Below are 15963 nucleotides of genomic sequence, written 5' to 3'. Positions count from 1 at the left end.
ACTCTCAGGATCACAGCAGACCGGCTTGCGTCATCAGCTCGATAACTTTCTTACTGTTGAGCGTTGAAGGTTCAACTTTCGGCGCATCAAGATCTTTCAGCGGAACCAGTTTCGGGTTAGAGGCCGCGTTCACACCCACGGCGTATTCAAAGGCGTTGTTGGTACGCAGACTTTCCTGACCTTCTTTGCCGGTAATGTATTTGATGAAGGCCTGCGCCTGCGCTTTGTGTTTGCTGGACGCCAGCACGCCACCGCCAGAAAGGCTTACGAACGCGCCCGGGTCCTGGTGTTTGAAGTAGTAGAGCTGGGTGTTTTTGCTGTTTTCACCGGTTTTGGACTGATCGACAAAGCGGTAGTAGTGATAAATCACCCCGCCATCAATCTGACCCGCATTGACCGCTTTCATCACGGTGCTGTTACCTTTATAGGCAACGAAGTTGGCTTTCATCGCCTTGAGCCATTCCAGAGTGGCTTTTTCGCCTTTCAGGGCCAGCATCGCGCTCACGATGGCCTGGAAATCCGCGCCTGACGGTGATGCCGCCCAGCGGCCTTTCCACTCGGGTTTCGCCAGATCCATCAGCGATTTAGGCAGCTGCTGTTCGCTCAGTTTCGCCGGGTTATAGACGAACACCGTGCTGCGGGCAGCAATGCCGATCCAGCGGCCATGCGCCGGACGATACTCTGCCGGTACCTGCTTCAGGGTGTCTGAATCCAGCGGGGCAAACAGGTTGGCGTTATCCACCAGCACCATGGACGGCGAGTTTTCCGTCAGGAACACGTCTGCCGGCGATGCGCTGCCTTCCTGCACCAGCTGGTTACCCAGCTCGCTGTCATCACCATTACGCAAAGTGACTTTAATCCCGGTTTCTTTGGTAAAACCGTCAACCCACGACTTCACCAGGTTTTCATGCTGCGCGTTATAAATAACGATACCGTCGTTGTTATCGGCGGCAACCGACTGTGTGGAAAGGAAAAGGGATGATGACAACAAGGCAAGCGAGAAGCAGGACAGCAGGCGAGAATTCATGAACATATCCTTAATAGACCAACGGGAGTAACCACTCATAGCTTTGTGGGACAGGATTAAAGCATACAACAACGCTAATGATAATTAGTATCAATCCAGTTTACGCGTAAAAGTGTAAAATTTCTTTTTAGCCGATTTTGTAATAATAAAAATCCAAATTTTAATGCGAGATAATTTCTAGATTAAGAAAACCTTAAGCCTGCCAACAACGAAATTCATTAGCCTTCTATTCATTATAGCGCGAAGGTAAAACTGTTATTCGCGCCCGGCAGATATAAAAAAGCCCCGATATTGCGGGGGCTTTTTATGCTTATCCGGAGGTAGCTAAATTTATTAGGCTACTCATTTAAAAAGCATCACATAGCCGCATGAGGGGCATACACAGGATAGGTGAAGAACAATAAATGCACGCAGTTCAGCCCAAAATGGAATAACGTTGCAACCCAGAGCCTGCCGCTCCACATCCACGCCAGGCCGTAAATAATGCCGGAGAGGCTGGCAAAAATAATCAGCAGTAAACCGCCGCTATAATGCATCAGCCCAAAGAGGACTGAGGCCATCAACAACGCGACAACAGGATGAACGATCCGGGACAAGCGCTGCTGCAGGTAGCCTCTGAACAGGGCTTCCTCGGCCAAAGAGACGAAGAAAATATTCGCAAGGGCAAATTGCGCGAACCATTCTGGCGCATGTGGCTCAATTCTCAGCCCGCCCAACGCCACAGCCAGAAGTAACAGCGCGGGTACCGCAAGTACCAATATTACCCAGCCGAGCTTGCCCATTTTATAGAGGGGTTTTGCTACGAATAGCGTTGGCATGCACGTAATTAAAAAGAACGGCACCACCGCCTTGTCCATATTAAAGTACATACTGAACGGTATGCTTTGCGGACCAACGACGACAGCATCCAGCACTTTGGGATTATGGAAGCCCGGGAGCACATGCATAACCAGGGCAACGGCGATGATCACACACAGGCCTTCAATCAGATAAGTATATTTATCATCCTTATTACGTAGCCATTCAACAACAGACCAGCCAATAACGATTGACGCAATAACCAGCAGCGCCGGGGCGTCAAGAATGCTCTGTTTCCAGCCGAGAAATGCCGTTAATCCCAGCAGCAGGTAAGCCAGGCTTTTATTAAGGGAAAGTGCGGCAAGCGAAATTGCGAGTAGATACCACATAAATGTCCTTCATGACCGATAAATTTTAGGGTCGATGTCCCAAATATGTCCCACAACGGAAATCAGGAGGATGTGAGTGAGGCGTAACTCTATGAAATGAAATGGCACGCCCTGTAGGATTCGAACCTACGACCTACGGCTTAGAAGGCCGTTGCTCTATCCAACTGAGCTAAGGGCGCACTGAGAAGCGTGTACTTCGCGGCGGTGAAACGCGAAGAATTATACGGTCAATGGCAGGTGAGTCAATGCCTTTTCCGTTTTCAGGGCCAATTACCGCTAGCCGATTGTAAATACGGCTATTTTCTCAACATTCCTCCCTGTTTTACCGTAAAATTTAGCGCTGCGAAAAGGCTTAGTTGCATTTAAGTAACGCCTGCTGTTTTCCTGAACGTCAGCTCGTCACACTAGAGCCAAGTATCCCGGCCGCCTGGAGGCTGACAGACAACAGGACAATGGAGTGACAGCGCAAAACCTGATCGATACGCCCCCCCGGTTACAGTACCTCTCTCAGGACATCGTCGGCATTAAGCTTGAGCCTATCGTCGCCCTCGCCTCTTTGCGTCAGGTTGGCGTCGAGGTCCTTAGCGTCCTGGCCGATACGCGGCACAGTGAGGATTTTTTTTGCGATCGGTCCGCTGGCTGGTCGCTAACGCTGCTTGAGGCGCAGCTTGCTGCGTTAAAAAATACGCCGCACGGTCATAACCTTTTTATTAATCTGCCGATAACCGTCCTGACAGAGCCTGCGTCCTTCCAGCGGCTCATCAGACTCCCCTACGTGCCGCTCAATATTGAGTTTGTCGACCTTGCGGCTTTTTTGGCGCTGTCCGTCGCGCAGAAGCAGCGCGTGGTTCAGAATCTGCAGCAGCTGAGCAGACAGGGGCACGCTATCTGGCTGGATGACATTGATGATGTCTTAGTGCAGTCGTTTTTATCCTGTCGACTTCCGTTAAGCGGCATCAAAATAGATAAGGAAGCATTCTGGCGTTTACGCGACACCCCTGCGCTGAGGCAACTGGTTTCCCTTTGCTTTCAGCTTGCCGGGAAAGTGCTTATCGAAGGTATTGAGACTGAACGCGATCGTACCTGGGCACTGCAGGCAGGCGCAGACTTCGGCCAGGGATATTACTGGCCGTCCTGGACATGGCCGGAGGATTAAAACGCCATTTCCAGGAGGGAGGCCATGCGAATGACAGTGCGCCGTTACCGGCGGCGGCGTACAGGAAGTGATGCACTGGGATTTACGCGCTCACCTTTTGCTCCCCCCTTTTTCGACCGGCTCGAATTTTTGAGCCAGTCCATCAGCCAGCCCCGCAAAACAGACGCCCCGTTTATTCTCCTGGTGACTGAGGATCATTTCCTGCGCACCGGTTTTCTCAACGGGCAGTTTCCCCTGAGCAGCTGCTGCGATTTCGCCACGCTGGACGACGCCCTTGTCGCACAGACGCAATGGCCCTCCGCCCGTCTGGTCGTGGATATTGAAAGCCGGTCAACGGGGCTTCTGGAGAAACTGGATCAGTTGAGAAGGCATAGCCTGTTTCCTCCGTTCCTGACGCCCTGGCTGTTAGTCCGGGCCGATAATTACGACACCCGCCTTTTCTGCAAAGCGGCAGGTCCCTTTCATGTGCTCGAGCGCCAGCTGAACGCCGCGGCACTCCAGCACAGCCTGCTGGATGCCCGCCCGCCACAGGGCTCCGACAAAGACTGGTTCAACCGCAATGAATGGCCGATCCTGCAGGAACTTTCCCGGGGCAAGACGTTACGTCAGATTGCCCTTATGCAGAATCGTCCCTATAGCCGCATTATCTATCGTCTTAGCTGCATCCTGGTGAAGCTGGGACTGAGTCATCGACAGGAATTGTTGCATCTTCTTAATAACCTCTCAGACTGCACGTTTTCACTCACGTCCTAACCCCTTATTTCCTAAAGCGCTTTAAGAATTTACTTACCATTCGTGTTTCAAAAATGTTAATTTTTAACAATAAAGTCGAAATTATAACTATTCCTAATTTATGGGCGAGAACCTTGTGAAATGCCACAAATTGAACGAACGGCAGCACTTTCCTCCATCCGTTAAGTGAATGCAGACAGCGTTAACAAGATGATAATGATGTAAAAACAAGCAGCTTAGCGACTGCGCCCTGGAGGGAAAAGCGAAGCAGATAGCATGTTCTCCTGTGCAGGAGTTGCGGAGCTGAAGGTCAACCTTCACGCTTTCAGATGAAGGTCTGACGGCCTGCGAGGGCAATTGTTCACCTCATCAGACCGGGCGAGTCCCCCAAAATGATGCGTACTTTTGTTAACAATTGATCAACATACAGAGATATCTGTTATTTTTTGTTATTACATAAAGATGAAAATATGCGGTAAATGGGATAACAGGATATTTCCGCTAAATTTAAAAAAATAGCGATTCAGATCCAGAAGATAATACAAACCAATATCCTGTGATTAATTTACAGGGTTTTCGGAAAAAACTTACCCTGTATAATAAGAAGCGTACCAAATCTGAATAAGAAAAACCTTTTTGCCAACACCAGCCAAATGAGATGACCGCGCTGAGGCATAGTTCTTTTCATTACGTAAACAAGGATGCTTTCGCTCTTTCCAGGGAAATACTACGGTATAGGGATCTGCACATTATATCCTTCCGGCATTTCGAGAGTTTTACCAAACTCTGCATAACGCTTTTAACAATCTGAGGCATTAAAAATGAAACCGGCATCCGTTATCATTATGGACGAACATCCTATCGTCAGAATGTCGATAGAAGTCCTGCTACAGAAAAATAAGAATATCACAGTCAAGCTCAAGTCTGGCGATAGCCATGAAGTCCTTGACTGTATCCGTAATCACCCTATCGATCTGGTGATCCTTGACATTGAACTCACGGGCACGGATGCTTTCGCTTTACTTAAGAGAATCAGAAACTTAAACAAAGACATTAAGGTTCTGTTCCTCTCATCTAAATCAGAGTTATTTTACGCGGGTCGCGCCATTCGCGCCGGGGCAAATGGCTTCGTCAGTAAACGAAAAGATTTGGGTGAGATCTACAACGCCGTAGAAATGATCCTGATGGGCTATTCCTTTTTCCCATCGGAAACGCTGAACTTTATAAACCATTTGGGTTCAGGGAAAGGGATGGCAGTCGATATGCCATTATCAAATCGCGAGGTCACGGTATTACGCTATCTGGCGAATGGATTATCCAATAAGGAAATTGCTGAACAGCTACTATTAAGCAACAAAACCATTAGCGCGCATAAATCCAATATTTATTCCAAGCTGGGCGTGCAAAGCATCGTGGAATTAATTGATTACGCCAAAGCGCACGAGCTGCTTTAACCTGAATTCACTCCCTGCAGCTTATCTGAGCTGCAGGGAGTGCGGTCAGTGCTAATTATAGTTAATCATAAAGGTGGCATCCGCATCGGCTCGTCCGGGCTGAGGGTTATCTGCAGTGGCAATATAATTGGCATAAAACGACAATGTTGCATTCCCCTGCGCATCAACCGAGACCGGCTGGCTGGCCTGCTGAAGAGCCAGACGCGTTTTATCCGCATCCCTGATCTCTACCGCGACACGGCTCGCTGTACTGGCGTCGTTCAGCGCCAGCAAACCGTTATTGCTCCCGTCGGCTTTGCCCGAAAACGTAATCGACGCGGCGCCCGGCGGACAGCCGGTCAGCTTCAGCGTAAACGGCATGGGCTGCGTGCGGCTCCCGGTGGTGCTGAGCTGTTTCGTGGGCCAGGTGCCCAGCGTGACGGTCTTGTCGCTGTCGCTGCCTTCCGCGACGCAGGTAAAATCAACAATATTGCCGTAGAGCCGAATGTTAATTTCGCCCAACGCGGTGTCCGCCTGAGCCTGTGTGCAAAGCGCAAAGAGCGCCACGGTGAGAAAACGGATCCCGTTTCGCATATCGGCTCCTTAGTCGTAATCCACGCGCAAATACCCGCGCGAGGTGAAACGCCCTTCCGCTGGCTTGTTGCCCGTCACGCTCACCGGCCAGACGCGGATCCCCACCTTTGCCTGCGCGCTGTCGTCGAGGCGGAACGGAATTTTGCTTGTCAGGTTGTTAGGCGTTAGCGGCGCATCGCTCTCGTTGGCAATGATGAACCCGACGTCCGGGTTATCCGACACCAGCACATTATCAGAGACTTTCTCCGCCTCTACGCGCATCGTCAGCATGGCGTTTGCCTCCACGTTGGTGCATTTGATCGCAATGGTTTTGCTTTGCGATGAGACGCCCTCCGGTTTGTTACCTACGCCCGCCTTGCTGAACAGGGAGGCGCCAATGTCGCCGAAATCAAACTCCACCACGTTCCCGGCGTTGATAGCGCAGCTTTGCGGCACCTGAATGGTACCGCTGTAGCTGATGGTATAGACCGGCGTGGTGAGCGGATCCGAGGAGGTGGTGGTGACGTAAACGCGGAACATGGTGGCGCGCGGGATCACGACCATATTAATAAAACGTCGGGTTACCTTAAGGCGGAAGACAAGGCTGGAGTCCTGAACGCCAAACGGCCTGTTTTTGGAGACGTTAGGATGGCTCCCCATCTGGATATAGTTTTTTGGCGGATAAAACACGCCAGCATAGCTGTCCGTGATTTTCATGGCTCCGTCCAGATAGTCGTTCAGCTTCAGATACTGATAGCCATCGCTCGTTCCCGTAACCTGATAATCGGTCACATAGCTACGCTTGGTGGTATTCCCGACCGTGCCCTTCGGGCAGACGGCATTGACCCCTACCCACTGCGACTTCTCGCTGAGCGTCACGACCTGTCCAATCTGGTTATTCGAGCTATTGAATTTGTCCGTCAGGTCGTAATGCACCTCCGTCGGCACGCCTTTTTCATTGACGCACACGGTGGCGAATGCATTTGCCGCAGGCAGTAGCGCCAGAAGCGACAAGCCTAAGATGTGGGTTTTATTCACAGCGAATCCCCTTCATTGTGATTGCCTGTTGCAGGCTCTTTTCAGGCAAGCTGTAAGGCGCGCGACACTGAGACTGCGCCCCGTCGCCCCACTGGATCAGCAGCTCGCCTTCCAGCGGCAGCCCGCTCAGGTAAATTTGCCCGTCATCCCCCACCATGCTGGTGACACCGCTCCGGGTCTCACGGACCACCGCGCCGAACGGCACGGGCTGGTTGCCGCGCGTTACCGTCAGCAGGGCGCGCACGCCAATGCGAGTATCAAAGCTGGCGCGCACCAGCGCGCCTTTGGTCGGCACCACGCTGCTCACGTTGTTTTCGATGTCGGTGTTGTTGCTCATGGTGTTGGTATCCAGCGCCACGCGGTTGTAGCGGTAGACGGTGGCATACGGCATCACCGCATAGCCTCGCCAGTCGGTTCTCACGCCGGTCTGGTTTTCCACGCTGACGCCGGATGCCCCCGGCGCTTTGATCAGCACGTTGGTGTCGCCCAGCGGCTGGCTGAAGGTCACGCCGTCGGCATGACCGACGACCCCGCCGGAGAGCTGCCAGTTGAGATCGTGTTGATCGTCGCTGTAGTTGTAGCCCACGCCCAACGTGCCGTAGGTCGCCTGCCAGTTGGCGCTGGCGCTTCCGCTTGACCCGTTGGTGCTGGTGTGTCCCTGAGTCACGCTGTAGTTCAGGTTGCGGTCCTCCAGCAGCGTGCCGCTGACGCCGGTTTGCCAGCTTGTGTCGCCATCGCTGTTCCGGCTGGCGGATGCCGTGGCGTAGGCACGGTCAATCGCGCTGTCCCGGCGATAGCCCTGACGGGTAAAGATACTGAACGGCACGGAGACGTTAAACGACGCGATCCGGTCGGTGCCGTCGATCCCGACGGATTTGTTCCACGACCACGAAACGGAGTAGTTGATCCCCTTCATGCCCCCCGCATACCCCAGCTGGTACCAGAGGTTCGACTCGTCGGTACCCCAGTAGGTCTGCTCGCTGCCGGAGATATAGACCGAGCCGTAATCCCCCAGCGACTGAGAAACGTTAAGCTGGAAGCGGCCTTTTTTATTCCACGTCAGGTTGTGATAGCTCTGCACGTCCGGCACATCGTTATCGTCCTGGCTGTCGGCATACTGATAGCCTTCCATTGAGCGCCATGCCACATCGTCCAGGGTGTAAAACCCTTTTGTGGAGTAACGGTAGCCCAGCAGCTGGAAGTTGGTGCCAAAGCCGTTAAGGGATTTCGCATAGAGGAAGCGCAGGGACTGTCCTTCATGCTTGCTGTCGTCCGCGAGCTGGCTGCGGGCGTGGGTGATATCGAGCGAAACCGCGCCCCAGTCGCCCAGGTTTTTTCCGGCCCCGACGGCGACCGCGGTATAGCGTGACGCCAGCTGCGTTCCGCCGTAGAGCGTAAAGCCGTTGGCAAGCCCGGTAATCAGGGTGCCCTGGGTGAAGAACGGCGTATCCTGATCGCTGTTACCGCTGCGGTAATCCCCCGCGACGAGGTCATACTTCCAGCGCCCTTCACGCTGCAGAAGCGGCACGGTGGAGTACGGCACGGTATAGCGCTGCTGGGTACCGTCTTTCTCTTCTACCGTCACTTCCAGGTCACCGCTTGAGGAGGTGGGGTTGAGATCGGTAATCGCAAATGCGCCCGGCTGCACATAGCTTTGATAGATCACGTAGCCATTCTGACGCACCACCACTTTGGCGGGCGTCCGGGCGATCCCGCGTACGGTGGGCGCGTAGCCCTGCAGGCTGTCCGGATACATGCTGTCAGACGAGAAGAGCCGTCCGCCGCGGAACCCCATGCTGTCGAAGACGTCATTACCGGTATTGCTGTCGCCCAGGACCAGTTCGCTTTTCAGCGGGATCACGGTGCGCTGCGCCCAGGTGCCAATATTCTGCCACTCGCTGTGCCGCTGCCCGTTGGTCTGCGTGTATCGCCATGCGCCGTTGTTGCGCAGGCGCCAGGCGCCATAGTTCAGCCCGCTCTGCAGGTTGAGGTAATAGCTGTCGTCTTCGCTGCCCCGGTTGCCCGTAAAGCTGTAGTTCAGCAGCGCGGCGGGAATGCCTTCATCCCACTGTTCCGGCGGAATGTAGCCCCGGGCGCTGTTCTGCAATGCCACCTGCGGCAGGCTAACGTTCAGGCGCTGTGAGGCAAAGTTGAATACCGTTTCGCTGCCGGGAATGGCCGTGGTCAACGGGACGCAGGCCTCACCCTGGACCTGAGCCAGCTCGGGAAACGCCGCAACGTTGACGCCAAAGCGGTCCAGCATCGCGCGCGTAATACACGGCGATAGCCCGCCCGCCACCGGCGGCGTGTTCTCTGCCTGCTCAAAACGCACGTCCTGAGTCCCGATAAATTCATCGTTACGCCAGATATCCACGCGATAAACGCCGGGTGCCTGCTGGTGTCCTTGTTCAAAACGCGACAAATCCGCCACGCTGGCGGTGTCGTCGGACAGGAAGGCCGGGTTGAAATAGCTTTCGCTCCAGCCAGCCTGCGGCCAGAGCGCAGCCATCAGCGCCAGTGCAACCGGGCAGTAACGTCCCTGATGGTTTTTCATCGCCCTGACTCTGCTCACAGGTTGACGCTACGCGCCGGCGTGATGGCACCGTAGTCATTCACGCTCTGCCAGGAGAGCGTGCCGCCGGCACCGGCTGGCAGCACCTGCTGTGCCGCGCTTTTCGGCGCCACCATCAGGTTATCCAGCGTCTTCCCGCCCAGCTTCAGATTGACGAGGGTGATGTAATACGGAGACGCGTTGCTGACTTTGAGATGGTTACCCGCGCGCTCAAACCGCAGCTGGGAAAGCGCCTCTTCCGGCTGCATTGCCAGGTTGTTCGGGCGCACAAACAGCTTGATGCGCGAGAGAATAGCCAGCTGCAGCACGTTATTGTTTTCCGTTTTGGCTTTGTTCACTGACGGGATCGCTTTCACGTTCATGTAAAACAGCGATTCACGGTCGGCAGGCAGCGCAGGCCCGGCGTAAATAATGCGCAGCGTGTTTTCACTGTCCGGCTCGCTAACAAACAGGGGCGGCGTGACGGCAAATGTTTTTTCTTTTTGCCCGTTCGCATTTTCGATCCACGCGTTAATTAAATAGCGCTCCTGTTTATTGCTGTTGGTGATCGCCAGCGACGTTTGCTTCGCGTCCGCCGGGTAAATAACGCGGGTGGCTCCCAGCGCAATACCGCCGGATGCATTCGCGCAGGCAGAAACCATCATTAAAATAAACGATAAAAAAAGTCCTGGTTTAATTAGGGTATTCATCACAACCGTACCTTTAATAATGTGTTCGCAGGTGTTATGGATAAATCAACGTAAACCAGACATCCGACTGAATTTTGCCTGGCTCGAGGTGTTCGGAAATAGCCCGATAGCGGGCGCTAAAATGGAACGCCAGCTCGCGGGTATCGATCGGCAGCCAGCTGACGGCCGTGGCATTTGGGATAATCTGACGCTGCTGCTCGTCAAAGAGCGCCAGCCCAACGCCGCTGCTGACAGGCGTTTCACCTGGTCGCGATGTCGCCAGAAAGACCTGAGGATCTTCTGCGGGTGTGGCCCCCTGAAACTGGATCCCCACGGTGCGCGAAACATCAACGCTGCAGTCCAGCAGCCGTACGGTGAAAGGCACATTCACCGTGGAAAAACTGCCCACGCCGGAAAATGAATTGGTTCGGTACTGCCCCATATCGATGCGCATATTCTGGCTGTCGGGCGCCACGGCGCAGCCGCCGTTCACCAGTTCACCTCTGAGATGAACCTTGCCGCCTTCGATCACCACGGTACGCGCCGATGCCGGGCAAGCCATCGCAAGGGTTAACAGCAGTAGTGTTCCTGTCCTTGTCATCCTTTGTTCCTGGCAATAGCGTATGACGGGCCTCGTCCCTGAGGCCTGAACATCCCTGTGCGGAGGAATTATTCGTATTTCATTACGAAGGTGGCGTCAGCGTTCGCCTGGCCTGGCTCGGTAGTCGCAGCCGTGGATTTATAACGCGCGGTGAACTTCAGGGTGTTCGTCCCTTCGATCAGCGTCTGCGCAGCAGAGAAGGTCGCACCGTCTGGGGTCAGAACGCTGGATTTGCTGTCGAGGATCTCAATACCCACGCCTTTCGCGGTGTTGTCGTTGCTGCCGGAGGTGACGGCCAGCAGGGTTTTGTCGGTTGGGTCGATCTGACCGGTGAACGCAACAGCGGCAGTTTTGGCCACCAGCGGATCGCAATCGTTCAGTTCAATGTTGAACGGAATATTAGAGGTGGTGTCGCCCACTTTGGTGAATTTCGCGGTACGATACTGACCCAGATTAACGGTCTGCTCGGAAGAATCAGTATTTACTGAACAAGCCGCATTAACCAGCTCACCTTTAAAATGTACGGTACCGCCATTTACGGAAACCGGCGCAGCAGGATCCGCTGCATTTGCGGCACCCGCAACCAGGGCCAAAGTTGCAATAACAGTAGAAGCAATGTTGCTGAGTTTCATGTCTATTCCTTTAAAATGTAAATAACCCTTCCCGCGAAAAATCGGGAATAAGAAATACGTTCAATTGAGTAATTGAAAGCTTATTTCGGAGGAGACAAAGTAGCTCAGGAGGTGATTTTTAAATATGTCAAAACGCTGCCATTTTACCAGGTCACATCCTAATCCCGCCTAAGAAATTGACCATCCCTTAAGAAGGGTTTTTGCGTCTTGCGGATAAAAACGCGCAAAGGGTGACTGACAGCGGGGCTCGCTTCTGACAAAATACACGCATCCCCCCTTTCGAACGTTACAGACGGAATCTTCTCTCTGATGGCAGCAAAGATTATTGACGGTAAAACGATTGCGCAGCAGGTGCGCTCTGAGGTCGCGGAAAAAGTGAAGGCGCGTAAAGCGGCCGGAAAACGCGCCCCCGGGCTGGCCGTTGTGCTGGTTGGCAGTAACCCGGCATCGCAGATTTATGTCGGCAGCAAGCGCAAAGCGTGTGAAGAGGTGGGGTTCGTCTCCCGCTCTTACGATTTGCCGGAAACCACCAGCGAAGCAGAACTGCTGGAACTTATTGACACTCTGAACGCCGATAAAGAGATCGACGGTATTCTGGTTCAGCTGCCGCTGCCCGCCGGTATCGACAACGTGAAGGTGCTGGAGCGTATTGCACCGGATAAAGACGTGGACGGTTTCCATCCGTACAACGTTGGCCGCCTGTGCCAGCGCGCGCCGCGCCTGCGTCCGTGCACGCCGCGCGGTATCGTGACGCTGCTGGAGCGTTATAACATCGATACTTACGGCCTGAACGCCGTGGTCATCGGCGCGTCCAACATCGTGGGCCGCCCGATGAGCATGGAGCTGCTGCTGGCCGGCTGCACCACCACCGTAACCCACCGCTTCACCAAAAACCTGCGCCACCACGTTGAGAACGCCGATCTGCTGATCGTCGCGGTCGGTAAGCCGGGCTTTATTCCGGGCGAGTGGATTAAAGAGGGCGCAATTGTCGTGGACGTCGGGATTAACCGTCTGGAAAACGGCAAAGTGGTCGGCGACGTGGTGTATGAAGATGCCGCCGCGCGCGCCTCTTACATTACCCCCGTACCGGGCGGCGTAGGCCCGATGACCGTCGCAACGCTGATTCAGAATACCCTGCAGGCATGCGAAGAATATCACGACGTAGAGGACGCGTAAGATGGCCACATTTTCATTAGGCAAACACCCGCACGTTGAGCTGTGCGATCTGCTCAAGCTGGAAGGCTGGAGCGAAAGCGGCGCGCAGGCGAAAATTGCCATTGCCGACGGGCTTGTCAAAGTGGACGGTGCGGTGGAAACCCGCAAGCGCTGCAAGATTGTCGCGGGCCAGACCGTGAGCTTTGAAGGCCAGAGCGTGACCGTGACGGCGTAAGCCGTTTGATGCCCGGTGGCGCTGCGCTTACCGGGCCTACGTACTGTCTCCGTTTGTAGGCCGGGTAAGGCGAAGCCGCCACCCGGCAATTTCTATCTCTATCCCCTCACACCCATCACGGTTATTTATCGATCCACTTCAAATAATCAGTATTTCGTCTGTTGAAAAGTGAAAATTCAGTTGCGCGTTTTTCACGCTTTGCCCACGATAAGTAGAACGTTCTACTAAAACGTTCTACTTACAATAACAGCGCCAAAAAAGCGCTACTCGGGGGAAATCAGCATGAGTCTGATATCAGGGTTTGTTAAATCGCTGTCTAAGTTATCGATGATTGGTCGCGCCTTAATGCTGCCAATTTCACTGCTTCCCGCTGCGGGCCTGCTGCTGGCCTTCGGCGATAAGTTCCATCTGCCGCTGATGATGAACGCGGGCGGGGTTATCTTTGATAACCTGCCGATGCTGTTTGCCATTGGCTCTGCCGTGGGCCTGGCGTCAGAATCCGGCATTGCGGCGCTGTCCGCGGCGGTGTCGGTGTTTGTCACCAATATCACCATCAGCACCGTGCTGAGCATCACGCCGGAAATGGCCTCTCAGGGCGGGAAATACGCCATGGTGGTGGGCATTCCGACGCTGCAGATGGGCGTCTTCGGCGGCCTGATCTGCGGTATTCTCGCGGCCTGGTGCTATAACCGCTTCCACACCATGCAGCTTCCGGAATTCCTGGGCTTCTTCTCCGGCAAGCGCTTCGTGGCGATTGCAACGGCGTTCCTCTCGTTCCTGATGGGGCTGCTGCTGCCGTACGTGTGGCAGCATATCCAGGCCGGTATCGACGCCCTCTCCGTGGTCGTTAACGGCGACAACCAGGCGGCCTCGACCTTTATCTTCGGTCTGGTGGAGCGCGCGCTGATCCCGCTCGGTCTGCACCATATCTGGTATCCGTCGTTCTGGTATTCGTTTGGGGATTACACCACCCAGGCAGGCCAGGTGATCCACGGCGACCAGACCATCTGGTTCAAGATGCTGGAAGAAGGGGTGAAATCCTTCAGCAGCGACACCTACCAGAACGCCGGTAAGTTCATGCAGGGTGAATTCCCGCTGATGCTGTTCGCGCTGCCTGCGGCGTGCCTGGCGATGTATCACGAAGCCCATACGAAGAATAAGAAAATCGCGGCCGGTATTCTGTTCTCCGCGGCGCTGACCTGCTTCCTGACGGGGATCACCGAACCGGTTGAGTTTACCTTTATCTTCGTGGCGCCGATTCTGTACGTCTTTAACGCCATCATGGCGGGTCTGGCCTACATGACCATGTACCTGCTGCATGCGCATATCGCCAAGTCGTTCTCTGCAGGCTTTATCGACTATCTGTCATTCGGGATCCTGCCGTCGTTTAACGGCTACCAGACCCACTTCCTGAGCGCCATTATCATCGGCATTCCAATGGGCCTGATTTATTACTTCACGTTCCGCTTTGTGATCCGTCGTTTCGACGTGAAAACGCCGGGCCGCACCGAAGTAACCGCCAACGCGGATGAAAAATCGGATTCTGAACTCGCGACCGAGATCATCACCCTGCTGGGCGGCGCGCATAACATTGACTCCGTCGGCGCCTGTATCACCCGCCTGCGTCTGGAAGTGGCAAAAAGCGACGCGGTAGATAAAGACGGTCTTAACGGACTCGGCGCGCGCGGCGTGGTGTTTGTCGGCGACAACGGCATTCAGGTGATTTTCGGTGCCAGAGCACAGTTTATCGCCCAGACCATGTCCACCATGATCGGCAAATAATAAGATGCCTGAACGACACGTCTCCTGTACGCTGGGAGGCGTGTTTTATCTGGCTGATAATCGGTAAATTTCAGGGAGCGGTTTTGAAGAAAGTCAGCATTATTGATGTCGCGAAGCACGCGGGCGTGTCGGTTTCCACCGTCTCGCTGGTGCTGCGCCAGAAAGGGAAAATCTCAGAGGCAACGATCGAGAAGGTCAACGCTGCCATCAATACCCTGGGCTATGTTCATAACGTTGCCGCTGCCAACCTTCGCGCCAATACCTCTAATCTGATTGGCCTGATCCTTCGCGACTTTAGCGACAGCTTCTCCATCAAGGTGATGGCGAGCATTGTTCAGGATCTTGAAAAACAGGGATATATGGTATTTCTCGGTCAGCCCCAGAACGACCATGACCAGCTTGAGCGCTGCCTGCTGTCGTTTAAGCAGCAGGGCGTCGCCGGGGTGATCTATCTGGCCTCGGATACCCGCACCTCTACCCTGCCGGAAAAGATTCGCCACTGCCCGCTGCCGCTGGTGGTGGTCTCGCAGTCGCTGCTGGATGAAAAATGCAATCTGGTGATGCGCGATAACCGACAGGCGGCCAGTCTGGCGGTGCGTTATCTTATCGAGCGCGGTCATCGTAATATCGCCTACATAGGCGGACGGGAAGGCTGCCTTATCCGCGAGCAGCGCCTGCTCGGCTTTCGCAGCGCGATGGCGCAAAACGGACTGGTCTGGCGCGATGAATACTCACCGGCCTGCAGCGATGACACGCTGGCAGCGGGTTTTGCCACCCGCCAGCTGCTGGAAAAAAACAATACCATCACCGCCCTGCTCTGCCACTCGCCGGATGCCATGATCGGCTCCATCTCCGGTATTCATCAGGTCGGGCGCACGGTGGGTAAAGATGTGTTTCTGACGCAGCAGGTCGCCCTGGTCGGTTTCGAAGATATGCTCCACGTGAACCTCACCTCACCCTCGTTTACCTACGTCTCGTCCGCCAGCGAAGAGACGGGGCGTCAGGCGGCCGGGCTGATTATTCGCACGCTGAAGGAGCCGACGCTGCAAACCCAGCGTATTACGCTTTCCGGACAGCTTATCGCACGCGAGTCGGCGTAAAATCAGAATTTAGCACAGGTCTTTTAGCGCGGAATGACTGCTATATTTCCATGATTTGCCATGGATAATCAC

The 15963-nt window shown here is 54.4% G+C and carries 15 protein-coding genes and 1 tRNA gene; 7 read left to right on the top strand and 9 right to left on the bottom strand.

The window, feature by feature from the left end; all coding sequences use genetic code 11:
- Window positions 1–10: 10 nt before the first annotated feature.
- The 3 genes from BFV67_RS05165 to BFV67_RS05155 all read right to left on the bottom strand — a co-directional run bounded on the left by BFV67_RS05165 (window position 11) and on the right by BFV67_RS05155 (window position 2393).
- Window positions 11–1027 carry an iron ABC transporter substrate-binding protein gene (locus BFV67_RS05165; RefSeq protein ID WP_069597942.1) on the bottom strand — a complete coding sequence of 339 codons (1017 nt, stop codon included), beginning with the start codon at window positions 1025–1027 and terminating at the stop codon, window positions 11–13.
- Window positions 1028–1383: 356 nt separating this feature from the next.
- Window positions 1384–2214, bottom strand: coding sequence for a CPBP family intramembrane glutamic endopeptidase (locus BFV67_RS05160; RefSeq protein ID WP_023343525.1), 831 nt, complete (start codon window positions 2212–2214; stop codon window positions 1384–1386).
- Between the two features lie 102 nt (window positions 2215–2316).
- Window positions 2317–2393: transfer RNA gene (locus BFV67_RS05155), tRNA-Arg, on the bottom strand.
- Between the two features lie 278 nt (window positions 2394–2671).
- On the opposite strand from BFV67_RS05155, the gene BFV67_RS05150 reads away from it, so the two are divergent.
- The 3 genes from BFV67_RS05150 to fimZ all read left to right on the top strand — a co-directional run bounded on the left by BFV67_RS05150 (window position 2672) and on the right by fimZ (window position 5556).
- The gene (locus tag BFV67_RS05150) at window positions 2672–3370 is read left to right on the top strand and encodes an EAL domain-containing protein (RefSeq protein WP_023343524.1); all 699 of its coding nucleotides are present in this window, start codon (window positions 2672–2674) and stop codon (window positions 3368–3370) included.
- Between the two features lie 24 nt (window positions 3371–3394).
- Window positions 3395–4123 carry a helix-turn-helix transcriptional regulator gene (locus tag BFV67_RS05145; RefSeq protein ID WP_023326829.1) on the top strand — a complete coding sequence of 243 codons (729 nt, stop codon included), beginning with the start codon at window positions 3395–3397 and terminating at the stop codon, window positions 4121–4123.
- 800 nt (window positions 4124–4923) lie between these two features.
- Entirely contained in the window at window positions 4924–5556 is a 633-nt protein-coding gene (gene fimZ / locus BFV67_RS05140) for a fimbria biosynthesis transcriptional regulator FimZ (protein WP_008499339.1), read from the top strand.
- 51 nt (window positions 5557–5607) lie between these two features.
- Here the strand turns inward: fimZ and sfmF are convergent, their stop codons facing one another.
- From sfmF to fimA, 6 genes are all read right to left on the bottom strand, one after another.
- A complete protein-coding gene (gene sfmF / locus BFV67_RS05135; protein WP_008499338.1) occupies window positions 5608–6129 on the bottom strand; it encodes a fimbria assembly protein in 522 nt (173 codons plus the stop codon).
- Between the two features lie 9 nt (window positions 6130–6138).
- The gene (gene fimH, locus BFV67_RS05130; protein WP_069597941.1) at window positions 6139–7146 is read right to left on the bottom strand and encodes a type 1 fimbria D-mannose specific adhesin FimH; all 1008 of its coding nucleotides are present in this window, start codon (window positions 7144–7146) and stop codon (window positions 6139–6141) included.
- Window positions 7139–9700: a fimbrial biogenesis usher protein gene (locus tag BFV67_RS05125; RefSeq protein ID WP_008499336.1), complete on the bottom strand. Its 2562-nt coding sequence runs from the start codon at window positions 9698–9700 to the stop codon at window positions 7139–7141. The genes fimH and BFV67_RS05125 overlap by 8 nt, the downstream gene beginning before the upstream one ends.
- A 14-nt stretch (window positions 9701–9714) precedes the next feature.
- The gene (gene fimC, locus BFV67_RS05120) at window positions 9715–10407 is read right to left on the bottom strand and encodes a type 1 fimbria chaperone FimC (RefSeq protein ID WP_023326827.1); all 693 of its coding nucleotides are present in this window, start codon (window positions 10405–10407) and stop codon (window positions 9715–9717) included.
- A gap of 34 nt (window positions 10408–10441) precedes the next feature.
- Window positions 10442–10987 (bottom strand): type 1 fimbrial protein subunit FimI, encoded by a 546-nt coding sequence (gene fimI / locus BFV67_RS05115; RefSeq protein ID WP_025912648.1) that lies wholly within the window; start codon window positions 10985–10987, stop codon window positions 10442–10444.
- Between the two features lie 68 nt (window positions 10988–11055).
- The gene (gene fimA, locus BFV67_RS05110) at window positions 11056–11619 is read right to left on the bottom strand and encodes a type 1 fimbrial major subunit FimA (protein ID WP_008499333.1); all 564 of its coding nucleotides are present in this window, start codon (window positions 11617–11619) and stop codon (window positions 11056–11058) included.
- Window positions 11620–11928: 309 nt separating this feature from the next.
- Between fimA and folD the strand changes: the two genes are divergently transcribed.
- The 4 genes from folD to malI all read left to right on the top strand — a co-directional run bounded on the left by folD (window position 11929) and on the right by malI (window position 15891).
- Window positions 11929–12795: a bifunctional methylenetetrahydrofolate dehydrogenase/methenyltetrahydrofolate cyclohydrolase FolD gene (folD, locus tag BFV67_RS05105; protein ID WP_008499332.1), complete on the top strand. Its 867-nt coding sequence runs from the start codon at window positions 11929–11931 to the stop codon at window positions 12793–12795.
- Window position 12796: 1 nt separating this feature from the next.
- Entirely contained in the window at window positions 12797–13009 is a 213-nt protein-coding gene (gene ybcJ / locus BFV67_RS05100) for a ribosome-associated protein YbcJ (protein WP_004143016.1), read from the top strand.
- A gap of 282 nt (window positions 13010–13291) precedes the next feature.
- On the top strand, window positions 13292–14791 hold the full coding sequence (locus tag BFV67_RS05095; RefSeq protein WP_008499331.1) for a PTS transporter subunit EIIC: 1500 nt from the start codon (window positions 13292–13294) through the stop codon (window positions 14789–14791).
- An 83-nt stretch (window positions 14792–14874) separates the two neighbouring features.
- The gene (gene malI / locus BFV67_RS05090; protein ID WP_008499330.1) at window positions 14875–15891 is read left to right on the top strand and encodes a Mal regulon transcriptional regulator MalI; all 1017 of its coding nucleotides are present in this window, start codon (window positions 14875–14877) and stop codon (window positions 15889–15891) included.
- The last annotated feature ends 72 nt before the right edge of the window (window positions 15892–15963 follow it).

This window comes from Enterobacter roggenkampii, assembly GCF_001729805.1.
Taxonomy (GTDB): domain Bacteria; phylum Pseudomonadota; class Gammaproteobacteria; order Enterobacterales; family Enterobacteriaceae; genus Enterobacter; species Enterobacter roggenkampii.
The sequence above is the reverse complement of the archived record's forward strand: the minus strand, read 5'-3'. Positions and strand labels throughout refer to the sequence as shown.

What these genes read in the sequence shown, in the direction of transcription:
- BFV67_RS05165 (WP_069597942.1), bottom strand. Translation starts at nt 1,027, where the DNA reads ATGAATTCTCGCCTGCTGTCCTGCTTCTCGCTTGCCTTGTTGTCATCA.
- BFV67_RS05160 (WP_023343525.1), bottom strand. Translation starts at nt 2,214, where the DNA reads ATGTGGTATCTACTCGCAATTTCGCTTGCCGCACTTTCCCTTAATAAA.
- BFV67_RS05145 (WP_023326829.1), top strand. Translation starts at nt 3,395, where the DNA reads ATGCGAATGACAGTGCGCCGTTACCGGCGGCGGCGTACAGGAAGTGAT.
- fimZ (WP_008499339.1), top strand. Translation starts at nt 4,924, where the DNA reads ATGAAACCGGCATCCGTTATCATTATGGACGAACATCCTATCGTCAGA.
- sfmF (WP_008499338.1), bottom strand. Translation starts at nt 6,129, where the DNA reads ATGCGAAACGGGATCCGTTTTCTCACCGTGGCGCTCTTTGCGCTTTGC.
- BFV67_RS05125 (WP_008499336.1), bottom strand. Translation starts at nt 9,700, where the DNA reads ATGAAAAACCATCAGGGACGTTACTGCCCGGTTGCACTGGCGCTGATG.
- fimC (WP_023326827.1), bottom strand. Translation starts at nt 10,407, where the DNA reads ATGAATACCCTAATTAAACCAGGACTTTTTTTATCGTTTATTTTAATG.
- fimI (WP_025912648.1), bottom strand. Translation starts at nt 10,987, where the DNA reads ATGACAAGGACAGGAACACTACTGCTGTTAACCCTTGCGATGGCTTGC.
- fimA (WP_008499333.1), bottom strand. Translation starts at nt 11,619, where the DNA reads ATGAAACTCAGCAACATTGCTTCTACTGTTATTGCAACTTTGGCCCTG.
- folD (WP_008499332.1), top strand. Translation starts at nt 11,929, where the DNA reads ATGGCAGCAAAGATTATTGACGGTAAAACGATTGCGCAGCAGGTGCGC.
- ybcJ (WP_004143016.1), top strand. Translation starts at nt 12,797, where the DNA reads ATGGCCACATTTTCATTAGGCAAACACCCGCACGTTGAGCTGTGCGAT.
- BFV67_RS05095 (WP_008499331.1), top strand. Translation starts at nt 13,292, where the DNA reads ATGAGTCTGATATCAGGGTTTGTTAAATCGCTGTCTAAGTTATCGATG.